Origin of the sequence: Vibrio sp. V42_P2S4T144 (assembly GCF_009904715.1) — a bacterium.
Classification (GTDB): domain Bacteria; phylum Pseudomonadota; class Gammaproteobacteria; order Enterobacterales; family Vibrionaceae; genus Vibrio; species Vibrio alginolyticus.
Window position 1 is genome coordinate 1 of record NZ_WXWS01000299.1, and the last position, 16,715, is coordinate 16,715.

10 protein-coding genes are annotated in these 16,715 nt (G+C 46.5%); 3 read left to right on the plus strand and 7 right to left on the minus strand.

Annotation, left to right across the window (positions count from 1 at the left end; translation table 11 throughout):
• On the plus strand, positions 1 to 497 hold a 497-nt coding region (yjgA, locus tag CAG68_RS10330), incomplete at its 5' end, for a ribosome biogenesis factor YjgA (RefSeq protein ID WP_161441110.1).
• 88 nt (positions 498 to 585) lie between these two features.
• On the opposite strand, the gene CAG68_RS10335 is transcribed toward yjgA, so the two are convergent.
• Both CAG68_RS10335 and rluA read right to left on the minus strand, forming a co-directional pair.
• The gene (locus CAG68_RS10335; RefSeq protein WP_054577140.1) at positions 586 to 1,548 is read right to left on the minus strand and encodes a D-2-hydroxyacid dehydrogenase; all 963 of its coding nucleotides are present in this window, start codon (positions 1,546 to 1,548) and stop codon (positions 586 to 588) included.
• Positions 1,549 to 1,651: 103 nt separating this feature from the next.
• Complete coding sequence (rluA, locus tag CAG68_RS10340) at positions 1,652 to 2,404, minus strand: bifunctional tRNA pseudouridine(32) synthase/23S rRNA pseudouridine(746) synthase RluA (protein ID WP_042523486.1); 753 nt, start codon at positions 2,402 to 2,404, stop codon at positions 1,652 to 1,654.
• Between the two features lie 342 nt (positions 2,405 to 2,746).
• On the opposite strand from rluA, the gene CAG68_RS10345 reads away from it, so the two are divergent.
• A complete protein-coding gene (locus tag CAG68_RS10345; RefSeq protein WP_054575321.1) occupies positions 2,747 to 4,012 on the plus strand; it encodes an NRAMP family divalent metal transporter in 1,266 nt (421 codons plus the stop codon).
• Between the two features lie 107 nt (positions 4,013 to 4,119).
• Here CAG68_RS10345 and rapA read toward each other — a convergent pair whose 3' ends face one another.
• A complete protein-coding gene (gene rapA, locus CAG68_RS10350; RefSeq protein ID WP_161441111.1) occupies positions 4,120 to 7,029 on the minus strand; it encodes an RNA polymerase-associated protein RapA in 2,910 nt (969 codons plus the stop codon).
• Positions 7,030 to 7,590: 561 nt separating this feature from the next.
• Here rapA and CAG68_RS10355 point away from each other — a divergent pair.
• Positions 7,591 to 8,967 carry a PhoH family protein gene (locus CAG68_RS10355; RefSeq protein WP_005381133.1) on the plus strand — a complete coding sequence of 459 codons (1,377 nt, stop codon included), beginning with the start codon at positions 7,591 to 7,593 and terminating at the stop codon, positions 8,965 to 8,967.
• Positions 8,968 to 9,033: 66 nt separating this feature from the next.
• Here CAG68_RS10355 and tldD read toward each other — a convergent pair whose 3' ends face one another.
• Genes tldD through rng form a run of 4 tightly spaced genes read right to left on the minus strand, consistent with a single transcriptional unit; the run spans position 9,034 to position 16,709 of the window.
• The gene (gene tldD / locus CAG68_RS10360; protein ID WP_005381134.1) at positions 9,034 to 10,479 is read right to left on the minus strand and encodes a metalloprotease TldD; all 1,446 of its coding nucleotides are present in this window, start codon (positions 10,477 to 10,479) and stop codon (positions 9,034 to 9,036) included.
• 11 nt (positions 10,480 to 10,490) lie between these two features.
• Entirely contained in the window at positions 10,491 to 11,312 is an 822-nt protein-coding gene (locus CAG68_RS10365) for a carbon-nitrogen hydrolase family protein (protein ID WP_161441112.1), read from the minus strand.
• A gap of 33 nt (positions 11,313 to 11,345) precedes the next feature.
• Positions 11,346 to 15,227, minus strand: a complete 3,882-nt coding sequence (locus CAG68_RS10370; RefSeq protein ID WP_161441113.1) for a YhdP family protein — start codon at positions 15,225 to 15,227, stop codon at positions 11,346 to 11,348.
• A gap of 12 nt (positions 15,228 to 15,239) precedes the next feature.
• A complete protein-coding gene (rng, locus tag CAG68_RS10375) occupies positions 15,240 to 16,709 on the minus strand; it encodes a ribonuclease G (RefSeq protein WP_005381138.1) in 1,470 nt (489 codons plus the stop codon).
• Between the last annotated feature and the right edge of the window lie 6 nt (positions 16,710 to 16,715).

The window sequence follows — 16,715 nt, forward strand, 5'->3', positions numbered from 1 at the left end:
AACCAGAAGAAGAGATCATCTGGGTAAGTAAATCCGAGATGAAGCGAGACATGGAAGAACTGCAAAAGCTAGGTGAGGAGCTTGTCGGCCTCAAACCTTCAGTTCTAGAAAAGTTTCCATTGAGTGAAGATTTGCGAGAAGCAATTGCTGACGCGCAACGTTTTAAAAATGAAGCGCGTCGTCGCCAATTACAACGTATTGGTAAATTGATGCGTTACGAAGATCCAGAGCCAATCCAAGCCGCACTGGATAAAATTCGTAATAAGCACTCTCAATTAACGGCGGTATTCCACAAACTTGAAGCGTTGCGTGATCGCGTAGTGGAAGAAGGTGACAAAGCCATTGATGACGTAATGGAAATGTACCCAGAAGCGGATCGCCAGCGTCTACGCCAACTTGCTCGCCAAGCAGCGAAAGAGAAAAAAGCTGGGAAACCAGCAAAAGCGTACCGCGAAATCTTTCAGATCCTTAAAGGTCTAAACGAAGAAGAGTTTTAATTCGACGGCTCAAGCAATGAGCATTCGATTTAAACGCAAAAAGCAGACGTCAATGTCTGCTTTTTTATCTTTGGTTTTACAGTCAGCGTTACACTAAGCGATTAACGCGGTCTCCGCGCTCGAAAGCGTTAATGTTCTCAATCAAGATTTCCGCTAAACGTTGGATAGATGAGTCGCTGCCCCATGCAACATGCGGTGTCAGTAACAAATTAGGTAAACTCATATTGGCAATCAGCGGATTGCTCTCATCAGCCGGTTCTTGTGTAAAAACATCAAAACCAGCCGCTGCAATTTCTTGCTGTTTTAAGGCATCCACCAGTGCGCTCTCATCCACCAAACCTCCACGCCCTGTATTAATCAAAATGGCGTTGGACTTCATTTGTTTCAACTCTGCTTGACCAATTAAATTCTGAGTATGATCGTTGAGCGGGCAATGCAAAGTCAGCGCATCGGAGCGTTTTAATACTTCCTCAAACGACACATAACCTGGTCTACATTCTGCCGCCCCTTTACGCTCAGAAAACAAGACGGTCATTCCTAACGCTTGAGCCAGATTCGCCGTCGCTTGCCCTAGTGCCCCACTACCAACAACACCTAACGTGCTACCACCAATATCCCCGATTGGGTGCGTAAAAAAACAAAACTGCTGGTTACGCTGCCACTCACCTGCGGCAATATCTTGGTGGTACCCAAATAAATTCCGTCTTAAAGCGAATAACATTGCCATCACGTGCTCGGGCACCGAACGCGTCGCGTAACCACGTACATTAGCAACCGCAATATCATGATTAGCACAGTAGTTCACATCGACGTTGTTAAAACCAGTTGCGGCAACCGCGATCATCCGTAATTTTGGTAGTTGCTCTAATACATGTTGGTCAAGCAGGACTTTATTGCTAATCACGATATCGGCATCTGCTAACCTTTCTATTACCTGCTCAGGCGCAGTTAGGTCGTACTCACGCCAGTGGTGCGGAAAGCCAGGTCGTGGGACCTCAATATGTTCTGGGATGGTCGCTCGGTCTAAAAATACGATGCTTGGCAAAGACATAACAACTCCTTGTTCACGGCTGAAAGACAGGATACATCAACCACAGTAACGAAATAGCCAAAAATAGCGAACTAGAAAGAACCGCTGTTGAGTGCAATTGGCATTAAGGGTGTGGCAACGTTTTATAATCAGGCAATGTACGCTCTGGCGAAAAATAGTTAAAGATCATCGCCTCGGCTTCAGAATAAAAGTCACAGGGTACAAAAATACTGCTCAGCTGATCCGTAGCTGGATGATAAAAACTTAGCTCCGCAGCGTGCAACTCTAAACGTTCTGAAAACTGATACGCCTCTTCGCTTGCATAAAACTCATCACCCACAATCGCATGACCAATCGCCATCAAATGCACGCGTAACTGATGCGATCGACCAGTAATGGGCAGTAGTCGCACAACGGTTGTATGGGTGCCATCAGGGTGCACTTCACGCTTCACTACTTGGAATAAAGTTTGAGATGGTTTGCCGTCGTCAAAACATACTTTTTGTCGTGGACGATTTGGCCAATCACAAATTAATGGAAGATCAATATTCCCTTCTTGCGGCTCAACATGCCCCCACACACGTGCGTAATACACCTTGTGAGTGAGGCGATATTGGAACTGCTTTTTTAATGCTCGCTCCGCGGGTTTGTTTTTCGCCAGCAACATCAACCCTGATGTCGACATATCCAAGCGATGCACAACTTGAATTTCTGGATGCAACTCTTTGAGGCGGCTCCACATGCTGTCGTAATGCTCTGCAAGGCGACCAGGGACAGACAGCAGCCCTGATGGCTTATTCACTGCCAGAATGTCGTCATCCTCAAAAACGATATCAACCCAAGGGTCGGTGGGAGGGGTATATTCAAGCATTGCCATGGGAGATCTCTACAAAATAAAAACGCCGCGATTATATACCCAAATAGCACCCAGATGCAGGATTCTGAAGAAAAGTTCAACCCAATAAAACAAAGTCAATCCTTTAGCATAAAAACTAAAAATAGCACGTTGTAAATTTAGTTTGACAACAAGACGCATAACTGAATAGAGTGCTAGATGCACACAGCATGGTATTCGCAAAGAATACTTAAAATAAATACACCAAAACACAGCATTTAAAAGACATTACCGTTGCGCAGTATAGGGCGATCGCTCAGCTTGTCATGTACTGCGGTATGTATCTCTTTAGAAAGATACATAAGATAAAAAGGACAATAAGCAATGGACTCCGCCGTTATAGATAAACCCCAATCCAAACTTTCCTTATTTTTTCGTTCGCTAGGCCCCGGCATATTAATGGCATCTGCTGCGGTCGGTGGCTCTCACCTCGTGGCATCAACCAAGGCTGGTGCGATTTATGGTTGGCAATTGGCTGCACTGATTCTGCTCGTAAACCTGTTTAAATACCCTTTTTTCCGAGCGGGCGTACAGTACACCATGGGGACAGGGCTGACCTTGGTTGAGGGCTACGCGAAATTAGGTCGGCCTTATCTATGGCTATTTCTATTTCTGAGCGTGGTATCGGCCGTCATCAATACCGCCGCTTTGTTGATGTTTAGCGCTAGCTTGCTGGGCTACTTCATTCCGTTTTCACTATCAATGGCATCACTCAGTATCATTGTGATTGTCACCTGCCTGATTATATTATTTGCTGGCCATTACAAAGCGCTCGATACGCTATCTAAGGTGATCATGTCGGTGTTAACCATCGCGACTTTACTCGCTGTTTCTATCGCCGTTGGTAACCCTGTTGAGCAAGTAGCCAACTTCGAGCCGCCATCACCTTGGTCTATTGCGGCTATTGGTTTTATCGTCGTGACAATGGGGTGGATGCCTGCACCGATTGAGATCTCCTGTTTAACCTCAGCGTGGCTAAAACGCCAATCAAGCCAGCAAGAAGTAACATACCGCTCTGCTCTATTTGACTTTAATGTCGGTTATATTGGCACGGCGTTTCTTGCCATTATCTTTGTATCGCTAGGCTCTTTGATGCTTTATGGATCTGGCGTTGCGCTTGAAAGCTCTGGTGTTGGCTTCTCCCACCAATTGGTTGGCTTATATGCGGCAACGATTGGCGAATGGTCTCGTTACTTGATCGCGGTAATTGCGTTTTTCTGTATCTTTGGCAGCACGATTACCGTTATTGATGGCTATTCGCGCGTTATTTCGGATTCTCAACGCCTACTGCGCTCGCAACCAGACACTAACCCTAAAACCACTTCAGCGATCATGCTGGTAGTCTCCTTACTTGCATTGGGTATTGTGGTTTTCTGGGCTTCTGCGTTATTGCCTATGCTGAACTTTGCGATGATCCTCGCCTTTATGACCACGCCATTCTTTGCTCTGCTAAATTACACCTTAGTGAGCAAAACTGAGTTACCGGAGCCTTTGGCTGTTGGACCTAAACTAAAGTGGTTATCGATTGCGGGCCTGATTTACTTGTTTGGCTTCTTGGCTGTGTTTATCTGGTGGAAGTGGTTGATGTAAATGAGGTAGCTATCAGTGATTAATGCATTCCGCATAAAGAAACTAAACCGTAAATAAAGAAAAAGGTCTTCAACTGAAGACCTTTTTAATGAGCAATAAATACTTACTTAGTTGTGGCTCACCACAATCAAACGCAGCGAGTCGAGCTGAACCTGAGCTTGGTTGATGTAACCAGTGAGCTCTTTAATTTGTGCGTCGATAGCTTCAATTTCTTCGTCACGAATATTTGGGTTCACCGCTTTCAGTGCTTGCAAACGCTCAAGCTCTGCATTCAAACTGTGCTGCATATCTTGATGAGCTTGTTTGCGTACTTCTTCGACCTTCTCTTCAATAAGAACATCACCGGCTTCAATTAAGCGGTGTACGTCTTTCTGTACCGACGTAACCAACTTGCTACCTAAGTGACGGTTTACAGGGCTGAGCTGACGGTTAAAGCTTTCAAACTCCACTTGAGCAGACAAATCATTACCACGCGAGTCCATCATTAAACGGATTGGCGTTTTCGGTAAGAAGCGCGCGATACCACTGCGTTTTGGCGCTTGCGCATCTACCGCGTAAATCAACTCAAGAAGAATAGTCCCGACTGGTAACGCTTTGTTTTTCAATAGAGATACCGCAGACGTCCCCACCCCTTCACTCATAAGAAGATCGATACCACCCTGGATCATTGGGTGTTCCCAACTGATAAAGTGCATATCTTCACGAGATAACGCTGTATCACGATCAAACGTGATCGTCGCTCCTTCGTATGGCAGACCTGGGTAGCTTGGCACCATCATGTGCTCAGATGGGGTCACAATCAGGGCGTTTTCACCTTTATCGTCTTGATTCAAGCCAATCGTGTCAAAAAGAGAAAGTGCGAAGGTGACCAGATTGGTATCGCCGTCGGTTGATTCAATTTTCTCAACGATTTGTTGTGCTTTTTCCCCGCCATTTGAATGCATTTCTAATAGGCGATCACGGCCTTGCTCCAATTGGGATTTCAGCTCTTTATTCATTTTTGCTGACGCTTCAATGATCTCATCTAGCGTGCTGGTATCACCAGAGGCAAGAATTTCAATCAGATCATCGGAGTACTTATCGTAAACAGCACGGCCTGTTGGGCAGGTTTCCGCAAAAGCGTTCAGGCCTTCATCGAACCAACGTGCTAGGATCGCTTGCGATGTGCCTTTCAGGTAAGGAACATGAATGTCGATATCGCGATTTTGACCGATACGGTCCAAACGACCAATACGTTGCTCAAGCAAGTCTGGGTTGAATGGCAAGTCGAACATGACAAGTTGGTTGGCAAACTGGAAGTTACGACCTTCAGAACCAATTTCGCTACAGATAAGAACTTGTGCTCCACCTTCTTCTTGCGCAAAGTAAGCCGCCGCTTTGTCACGTTCAAGAATCGACATACCTTCGTGGAAAACGGTGGCGCGGATACCTTCACGCTCACGCAGTGCTTGCTCCAATTGCAGTGCGGTACTCGCACGAGAAGCAATCACGAGGATTTTCTCGCTGCGCTTCTCTTTTACTTTTTCAAGCAACCAATTCACACGCGAGTCAAACTGCCACCAGCTCGCGTCATCGCCTTCAAATTCTTGGAAAATTTCTTCCGGGTAAAGGTTCTTCATCGCACGTGCTTCAGAACTCATCTTACCGCCAATCATCCCAGCAACACGCATTGATGTAGTGTATTGCGGTGGAATATCCATTGGCATCAGATGCACGTTACGCTTAGGGAAGCCTTTGATGGCCGCGCGCGTGTTACGGAACAGAACACGCCCTGTACCATGACGATCCATCAAGTTATCGATCAGCTCTTGGCGTGCCGACGCTTTAGCTTCTTCGTCCGCTTCACTTTCGATAATGCGGAAAAGTGGTTCTACGTCTTGTTCAGACAACAACTCAGTGATCTGGTTTTTTGCTTCATTAGGTAGCTTTTCACCGGAAAAGAGTGAAGTAATCGCATCTGCTACGGGTGCGTATTGCTCTTCTTCCTCAACGAATGCTTCGTAATCATAGAAGCGGTCTGGATCCAACAAACGCAGACGAGCAAAGTGACTCTCACGACCAAGCTGCTCTGGCGTTGCAGTCAGTAGCAACACACCTGGAGTACGTTCAGCCAAACCTTCTACCACTTGGTATTCACGGCTCGGTGTATCTTGGCTCCATTCAAGGTGATGCGCTTCATCGACAACCAGTAGGTCCCATTCACCTTCTAGCGCTTGTTCAAAACGCTTACGGCTCTTGCGTAGGAAATCCAAAGAACACAGCACATATTGCTGAGTATCAAATGGGTTTTCTGCATCCGCAAACGCTTCGATACAGCGCTCTTCGTCAAAGATAGAGAAATGCAGATTGAAACGACGCATCATCTCAACCAGCCATTGATGCTGCAGTGTTTCAGGCACCACAATCAAAATGCGTTCGGCACGACCAGACAGAACTTGTTGGTGGATGATCATGCCCGCTTCGATGGTTTTACCCAAACCTACCTCATCCGCCAACAAGACGCGTGGCGCGTGACGACGGCCAACTTCGTGCGCGATGTAAAGCTGATGAGGGATCAAACCTGCACGCATACCACATAGGCCACGCATTGGGCTCTTATGCTGCTCAAACTGGTTGGTTAGCGCACGGTAACGCAGAACAAAGTTGTCCATACGGTCGATTTGACCGGCGTACAACTTATCTTGAGGTTTGTTAAAACGAATTTGGTTGCTAAGGAAAATCTCACGCAGAACAACAGCGGTTTCTTGCGTGTCTTCACGAGTACCGAAATAGGTGTAAAGACCTTCATCTTCCAGTACTTCTTCTACTTTTAGAGACCAACCTTCTTGGCAATCGATGACATCCCCAACATTAAAGGTGACTCGGGTAACAGGTGCATCGTTACGTGCGTAAACTCGGTTTTCCTCTGACGCTGCAAACATCAATGTCACAGTACGAGCATCCATTGCTACAACGGTACCTAAACCTAAATCGCTTTCCGTATCGCTAATCCAGCGCTGCCCCAAAGCAAATGTCATGAATTGACTACCTCGTTATTAGTTCTTGATTCGTATTTCTTGTTGGTCTACTCATGCCCGTGGGCATGGATAATAGTTTAGATCTGATTCTGGCTTCTGCTATGCCGATAGCATTCGTCATTTCAGTATGAACTGAGTATTTTTTAAGCCAGCTCAACATGATAAATCGGACGTAGCCTATACGCAGAAAAAGGTCGCTAATCTTACTTGAAGCTGTGATTTAGGTCACGCCGAAACCGCACCAAGCAGAAACTTTTTTTCCCAAACTCTAAATGCAATCAAATTGTAAAATACTCATGCCAATTATTAAGTTGTAGAACGTAAATATTACGTATACTTCTAATGAGGGGCGTTTAAAACCATTGCATATGATTTAAGCGCGTTAGTACACGATTAGGATCAACACGGGTTTGCAGTAAGTTGTCTTGCTACTCGGTTGCACACTAGCCGACATCAGCCCGACAACCTCTATTGCAAGCAATCAGAGTTAGGTCACTTCACACCTATTTGGAAACGACCTAACAACTCGCATGCAGAGCCGTACTACGGCAAGGAGACGCTATGGGCGATACCGATCGGAAACTGTTTGTACTCGATACCAACATTCTTCTTCATGAACCCTTTGCCATCTTCTCTTTCCAAGAACACGATGTCGTTATCCCCATGACCGTGTTGGAAGAACTCGACCGAATCAAAGACAGCAAGCGCGACGTTGCAAGAGATGCGCGCGTGGCTATTCGCACCTTGGAAGATTTGTTTAAAGAAGCAACGCCAGATGAAATCTCTGAAGGCATTCCTGTTTCTAAAGACAACCCCGACCAAGGTACTATTTCCATTTTGGCGGATTTTGAACTGCAGGAAACTGTCAAAGCCTTCGCCGACAAAGCCGGTGACAACCGTATTCTCAACGCGGTGCTTTATCTGCAAAATAAACGTGCACCACGTGAAGTGGTACTGATCACGAAAGACATCAACATGCGTCTGCGAGCCAAAGGGGCTGGTGTACGCTTTGTTGAGGACTATAGAACCGACCAACTGATTGACGACATTCAATACCTAACCAAAGGCTTTCAATTGCGTGAAGGTGATTTCTGGAGCGGTATTGAGGAAGTAGAAAGCTATGCTCTGGGCGGAAAAACTTACCACAAACTCAGTCGCGAACCCTTCGACCCAACCTTTATCAACCAATACGTTATTGATGAAGACAGTGACTTTGCTGGTCGCGTAGAAACCATCAATGAAGACAAGCTAACGCTTCTCGACCTGAGCCGCGAACGTCTAATGCATCGTAAGGCTTGGGACATCACACCTAAAAATATCTACCAGGGAATGGCGTTAGATGCCTTACTCGATCCAGAAATTGACTTGGTGATTCTAACGGGTGCGGCGGGTAGTGGTAAGACATTACTGGCAATGGCAGCAGCATTGGAGCAAACCATTGAAAAAAGCATGTTCGATAAAATTATCGTAACACGTAACACGCCAGATATCGGTGAATCCATCGGCTTCTTACCCGGCTCCGAAGAGGAGAAAATGATGCCGTGGTTAGCGGCGGTGACCGATACCTTGGAAGCACTACATAAACACGATCACTGCACTGAAGGCTCATTGAAGTACATCTGCGATAAAGCCAACATTCAATTTAAATCGATCAACTTTATGCGTGGCCGTTCGATTCAAAATGCGTTTGTACTGCTTGATGAGTGTCAAAACCTCACTGCATCACAAATCAAAACCATCATTACCCGCTGTGGCGAAGGAACCAAAATCGTCTGCTCCGGTAACTTGGCGCAGATTGACTCTCATTACCTCACCCCAGTGACATCAGGGTTGACGTACATGGTTGAGCGCTTCAAGAACTTTGAAGGCAGCGCAAATATTCACCTCAACGGCGTGGTTCGTAGCCGCTTGGCGGAATTTGCTGAAGAAAACCTGTAATTGACACCGACTCACAAAGTAAAAGAGCGCTCTAATGAGCGCTCTTTTTATAACGATTCGACTGAGTTACTCAGTGCCACCCACCGTCAGTGAGTCCAGCTTCAAGGTCGGCTGACCAACACCAACTGGCACACTTTGACCTGCTTTACCACATACGCCAACGCCCTTGTCGATACTTAGGTCGTTACCGACCATAGACACTTGCTGCATTGCTTCGATACCTGAGCCAATCAACGTCGCACCTTTAACAGGGCGCGTAATTTTACCGTTTTCAATCAAGTACGCTTCCGATGCAGAGAACACAAACTTACCCGAAGTAATGTCCACCTGGCCGCCACCAAAGTTTGGCGCATACAACCCTTTCTCGACCGTCGAGATAATTTCTTCTGGCGTATGTTCACCTGGAAGCATGTAGGTGTTGGTCATACGAGGCATTGGCAAGTGTGCATACGATTCACGACGACCATTACCCGTTGGATTTACACCCATTAGCCGCGCATTTAGCTTGTCTTGCATGTAACCTTTCAGCACACCATTTTCGATAAGCGTGTTGTACTGACCGTTTACCCCTTCATCATCCACATTCAGTGAACCACGAAGGTCTTTTAACGTGCCGTCATCGACGATGGTACACAGTGAAGACGTCACTTGTTGACCCATTTTTCCAGAGAACACTGACGACTCTTTGCGGTTAAAGTCACCTTCTAGTCCATGACCTACCGCTTCGTGTAGCAACACGCCAGGCCAGCCAGAGCCCAATACCACTGGCATCATGCCTGCTGGTGCGGCTTCTGCTTCAAGGTTGATTAACGCCATGCGAATCGCTTCGTCTGCATAATGGAAAGCTTGTTTCACACCATTGCTTTCCGTTAAAAAGAAATCGTAACCGAAACGGCCGCCGCCACCAGCACTACCGCGTTCACGTCGTTCACCTTTTTGTGCGAGCACGCTAATAGACAAACGCACCAAAGGACGAATATCGCCTGCATAAGTACCGTCTGTTGCCGCAACAAGCATCTGCTCATGCACACCGCTGATGCTGATCGAAACTTCTTTAATCAATGGTTCTTTAGTGCGGATGTAAGCATCTAGAGATTTGAGCAATTCTGTTTTTTGCTGCTTTTCCCATTCAGCTAGTGGATTCACAGCCGCGTAGTACGCTTGGTTTTCGGTGCGTTTAAACGCTTGGACTTTGCCATTTTGCCCTTGCTGAGCAATACCGCGCGCCGCCATTGCACTCTGCTTCAGGCCTTCAGGCTGGATTTGATCAGAGTAGGCAAAGCCTGTTTTCTCGCCAGTTACTGCACGGACACCAACACCACAATCAATGTTAAAAGAGCCATCTTTGATGATGCTATCTTCTAGAACCAGAGACTCATGCCAGCTGGACTGAAAGTAAATGTCCGCATAATCGATCTGGCGCGTCGCAATGCTGGCAAGCGTGTCAGCAATGTCTTGTTCTGTCAGACCATTTGGGGCAAGGAGTGCCTGTTCTATTTGGTTTGTGCTCATAGTTAGCTCTTTTATTTCCGTCTCAATTCATTTTGAAAGCGACTGTGTTGAGTCAGCGGCATATTCTGCCTTACTTGTTGGCTTTGTGACAAATCTATCTCTGTCACCAATAAGCCTACTTCATCCTGAAGCTGTTTATGGATACGTCCCCAAGGGTCAACGACCATTGAGTGTCCCCATGTTTTTCGTCCACATGGATGCGTTCCAGTTTGTCCGCTTGCCAAAATCCAACATTGTGTCTCAATCGCTCTAGCTCGCAATAATACTTCCCAGTGAGCTTGCCCCGTCACAGCGGTAAACGCAGCGGGCACCACAATGATATCCGCCCCTTCTTGACGCAATACTTTATAAAGTTCTGGGAAACGTAAATCATAACAAATACTCAATCCAACACTGCCGATATCAGTTTCCGCAACGACTATTTGATTACCCGCCATAAACGTATCCGACTCACGATAACTACCATAACCATCGGCTACGTCGACATCAAACATATGCAGTTTGTCATAGTGAGCAATGCATTTACCGTGCGGCGGCAATACAAGTGTTGTTGTCGTGACACCTTTTGCGGTTTGAATGGGCATGCTTCCGACAATTAGCGTTAACTGGTTCTTTCTAGCGATTTCACAGAGCCGCTGTTGAATCATGCCACTGCCAAGTGGCTCTGCATGTTGATGATAAGCTTCGCGACTGGCAAATAGCACTGTATTTTCAGGAGTAAGGACAAGTTTGGCACCTTGCTTGCTCGCTAAAGCACACTGTTTTTCAATGAAGTCCAAATTCTCGTTAATATCCGGACCCGAAGTCATTTGAATAATGCCAACACGTTCCATGTGTTTCCTCCCTATTCCACTATATTCGGTGAATTATTTGGCCTGTTCACGCAGTTTTTCTGGTAGCTTGTATTCACCTTTACTTCGCGAAATTTCTTTCACCGTTGGTGAATCTAGTGGGCCTTTCACTTCATAATTGACTTGAGTGAAGACCTCAACCACCGGAGATATCACCGTAGAGATGGCCAAGACATACAAAGCAGTTTGAGGCGCAACGGCAAACGCGGTCAGCATTGGTAAGCCTGATGTGATGTCTGGTGTGAATTTCACTTCCGCATCAACCATTCTGCTGTTCATATTAGCGATACCGCGGATTTGCATTTCCCCTGCTAACGCATCCATTACGATATCATTGGTGATAAACACACCGTCTTGGATTTTGCCCGTTCCCGTGATCGAGTTGAATGCCATGCCTTTATCGAATACGTCGGTAAAGTCGAGCTGCATCTTACGGATGATAGAATCCAAGCTGAACAAGCCTAACAAGCGTGCCGCACCACTAACTTCACTGATCACGCCTTTACCAAATTCCGTTGAGACGTTTCCTTGCAAGGTTTGTGTCTTCATTGACCAAGGTGCGCCGTCCCATTCCATATTGGCATTGATCTCAAATGGTGCTTGTTGAATGCCTGATGTAATACCAAAGCGCTCCATAAGATCGGTGTTGTTATCACCTTTCATTTTCATGGTTAAGTTGGAATGGCTACTCTCTTTCGTCAGGTCCCACCAACCACCCATATCAATGCGGTTTTTGCCGCTACTAAAGGTGATATTTTTCCACTCCAAGCGGTTCTCGCGACGCTGCAAATCAACATTCACTTTGCCCACTTTGTAGCCTTGCAGCCAAAAATCATCAATGTTCAAAGTTAAGTTTGGCATCTCAGCGTGAAACTTGCGGTCAAAATTGGTAATCAAAGGTGCGTTTTGATCTTCACTCGCAAAGATTGAGCTGCGCTCTTTGGTCATCTCTTCAAACCCTGGGATGTACAGATGCAAGTGCTCTAAAGAGACCGATAGATCATAGGGTTTCAGATAGTTAGCTTTCCCTTTAACCTCTTGACTGTCCACATCGAGTTGCCAACTCAAATTTTTCTTGCTTGCAGAAAAATCCACATCATGAAACTCAATCCCACCGAACTGTAAGTTTGGCGTTTCAACTTCAATGCGTGTCGGCAATGGAATGGTTGGCGTTTTCATGCTTGCCAAAACAGACGATGACGGCTTGCTCTCAGAGACCTGCGCAAGCTCAGCCCATTGGTCTAAATTCAGTTCTTCGACACGCACCGAAGCATCGTGCCCGACAATAGGACTAATCCGGAAGCCACCTTTGCCAACCATTAAATGAGTCGCAGTCAGAACCGGGACATCGCCAGCGATATCTATCTCAGTTTGATACTTCACATTTGGGATCTGTAGTCTTGCTGAAATACTCTCTTGGTTGCCGGATGCTTGCAGTTTCGCTTGCCCAGACTCGCCAATTTGTTTCGCTAAAGGATAAGGATATTGACTAGCCAGACGATTTAGCTGCGCCAGCACTTCAAGCTGATAAGTGAAACCAACATCATTGAGTTGCAAGTCAATGTCCATTTGCCACGGCGCATGGCCAGAAACAAGGTTTAACCAACGCTCACCGACATAGGGCTTGAGAGGCTCGACATCCCAATCTCCTAGTGTATTAATTGTCACGTTGTAGCCTTGCTCCGCACTCTCTCCATGGAAATCAAGAGAGATAGGCTGTTGTAATAATTCGGCCGACAAACCCGATGTGGTAACCACATCATTGTCGAAGGTGATACGCCCTGTGGCGTTTTCAAGCGTCATTGGCGGCGCTTCAATATCAACACGATTTTCTGTTAAATCGGCATAACCCCAAGCGCGAGACTCTTTCTCAAAATCAAACGGTATATTGAGTTGAAACTCAGAGTAAACGGGACCACTCACTTGCAGCGCTGTCAATGCGGCACCGACTGAATCCACTAATGGCGTCGCCATCATGTAGTCACGGACTTCATTACCCGGCGCGCTTGCTTTCGCTTCAATCTCGATGTGTCCACCTTCTGCCAACTCAGGGATTCGCCCAGTGATACGCTTGGCATGAACGCCATTTAGTGTGGCTGATTTTGAATCCAAATACATGGCATCATTTTCAAACAGCAAGTCTAGCTGCAAATCCGTGATGGTTGGCCATGCCGTATCAAAGCTAAATTTCGCGTCTTTTAATCCAACCCAAGCTTGGAACATGCCATTATGTTCTTTGTAAGGAAAATCCCCTAACTCGCCATACCACAACAATTTTGCTGTGTTCACTTTACCACCCTGAATCGCGGTCGAAAGATAGTCGGTCAAGTCTTGTCCAAGTGCCAGAGTCGGTAGATAGCGCCATGTCTCACCCGCGTTGTAGAGATCCGCTTCGGCATAGAACGATAAAAATGGGCTTTGTTCTTTTGGAAAATCAAGACGGAATGCCCCCAGGACTTGAAGATCAGGCGTTGCTGCCGTCACTTTATCCGACCACAAGCGCCAGCCGCTCTCATCTTGCTGCCAGATAATATCGACTTCACCTTGTTTGATATTCAGCGGAGCTTGGAATACATCGCCGTACGGAAAGACATCATCAATGACGGTGACTTTTGCTTTAGCTTGATTCACATCCCCCGATACGCTGCCCTGTACGTGATGAAACCCGGGTAGGAGCTCCCATTGTGTCATCGCGAGTTCATCCAGTTCAGCCGAGTAGCGTAAGGTGTCTAAACCACCGTTCATTGACAATCGGACATCTTCGACCCGACCTTTCGGTGCTAGTTTGTTAATAAGGTCACTGGTCGACTCTGACTCTGGAGCCAGCTTAATGAGCGGAATGAGTGCTTCAATGTCGAGTTGAGAGAGATTAAGCATCCAGCCGTTTGGTTGCCAATCAAACGCGACGTCTAGCTCTGGCCAAGGGGTATTATCGGTTCTGATCTGAAGTGAGTGGCCATTTACTTTCCAGCCTTGTTTATCTGGTCGAAGATTGAAAATTCCAGACTCAATAAACAGCTCATGATGTCCATCTTCATTCCACACCAACTCGGAAGGCAGCAATTCAACATAAGCATCATGCGGTTGGCTATGTTTGAGCGTTAGCCAAGTATTTAAGCTGACTTTACCCGACTCTGCTCCTGACTCTTCTTGCATGTAAGTGGTCAGCCAAGGTGTGACCGAGACATCTTGAGCACTCACGTAAAACTCACCAGATACATCGCGCAACGAGCCATGATCTTTAAAGTTAGCGCTTACTAACAATGAGTTCAGGCGAACATCGGCAATGCTAACCGTGCCTTCGGCTACGTGACGTTTCCCTTGATTGCTCCAACGAAGCTGCTCAATATCTAAACGGCGAGTTTCACCAGACACCGACTTATACCAAATCCGTGAATCGCTAATAGTGAAGTCTTCGAACTGACGTAAAAGAAGTGAGTCGAGTTGGTCAATGAGTTTCACTTCGCTCTTATCCACTTCAGGCTTCGGATCTTGACGATGAGAAGTCGGCAGAATGTCTACCGTGTGAATGTCTAAAGCGAGGTTATGAATGGTAAGGTCTGCAACTACAGGTTTAAGTTGAAAAAGAGATTGAATAAGGTCGAACTCAATTTGGACTTCTTCAACAGCGAAGCGTGCATCTTGCACGTTTGGTAGATTTGCCTCTAAACCCAGTAACGCAATTGAGGGATGATTATTGCGCCACGTCCCTGCGACATTAGCAATAGAAACGTCAAAACCTGTGCCTTGTTTGACCCAGGTTTTGATCTCATCTTGGAAATGGTTAAGTTGCGGCAGTGTGACGCGAAGCGTGGTTACTAATATGGCTAATAACACCAATACAGTAACTAAACTCCACGCACAAAAACGCCCAAAACGGTTAACACCAGAATTCACAAATGTTCCAAATTACATCATTACGACGTCAAACTGTTCCTGAATGTACAGGGGTTCAGCCTGAACTCGCACTTGCTTGCCAATAAATACTTCGAGCTCTGCCAACGCATGAGACTCATCGCCCAATAGCGCTTCAGCAACAAACGGCGATGCGTACACGACAAAATTATCGGCGTCGTAAGCACGGTTCACACGAGTAATCTCGCGTAATATCTCAAAGCATACGGTTTCGACCGTTTTCACGCTGCCACGGCCTTCACAAGTAGGACAGCCAGAACACAAGATATGTTCAATACTTTCTCGTGTGCGCTTGCGCGTCATTTCAACTAAGCCAAGCTGGGTAAAGCCGTTGATGTTGGTTTTTACTCGGTCTTTCGCCAGCGCCGTTTCCAGTGAGGTAAGTACTCGCTGACGATGCTCTTCGGATGCCATATCGATAAAATCAATAATGATGATACCGCCGAGGTTACGTAAACGTAGCTGACGCGCAATAGCTTGCGTTGCCTCTATATTGGTATTGAAGATAGTCTCTTCGAGATTACGACGACCAACAAATGCACCCGTGTTGATGTCGATGGTGGTCATGGCTTCGGTTTGATCGATGATCAAATAGCCGCCCGATTTTAGCTCGACCTTGCGCTCTAAAGAACGCTGAATTTCGTTTTCGGTGTCGTACATGTCAAAGATTGGCTTGTCACCTTCGTAAAGCTCAAGCTTATCTGTTAACTCCGGTACATACTCAGAAGTGAATTCTTTCAGGTTTTCATATTCAAGGCGGGAGTCGACCATGATCTTATCGAGCTCTGTGCCAACAAAGTCACGCAGAATGCGTTGAGCTAAGCCGAGTTCACCGTAAAGTGTTGAGCGCGTTTTGTATTTTGAGCGACGCTCCATGACTTTTAACCACAAACGCTTTAGAAATGCCGCATCTTGAGAGAGCTCTTTTTCATCAGCGCCTTCTGCCGCGGTACGAATGATAAAGCCACCGTGCTCATCGCAGTAATGGTTCACCACCTTTTTCAAGCGCTCGCGCTCTTTTTCACTTTCAATACGCTGCGAAACACCGACATGGCTGGCCCCCGGCATAAAAACAAGATAACGCGAAGGTAAGGTGATATCCGTCGTTAAACGCGCACCTTTCGTGCCGAGCGGATCTTTGACCACTTGCACAACAATGTCTTGTCCCTGGCGTACCAGCTCAGAGATATCACGGACTTGAAACTGCTGTTTTTCGTTTTCTGCCACACATTCGGTATGAGGAACAATATCTGACGCATGTAAAAATGCCGCTTTATCTAAACCAATGTCGACGAAAGCCGCCTGCATACCTGGTAACACTCGGCTTACTTTGCCTTTGTATATATTGCCCACAATACCGCGACGCGATTCGCGCTCGATATGTATTTCTTGTAGTACTCCACCTTCAATCATGGCCACACGAGTTTCACTCGGGGTCACGTTAAGCAGCAATTCTGCACTCATGTGCAC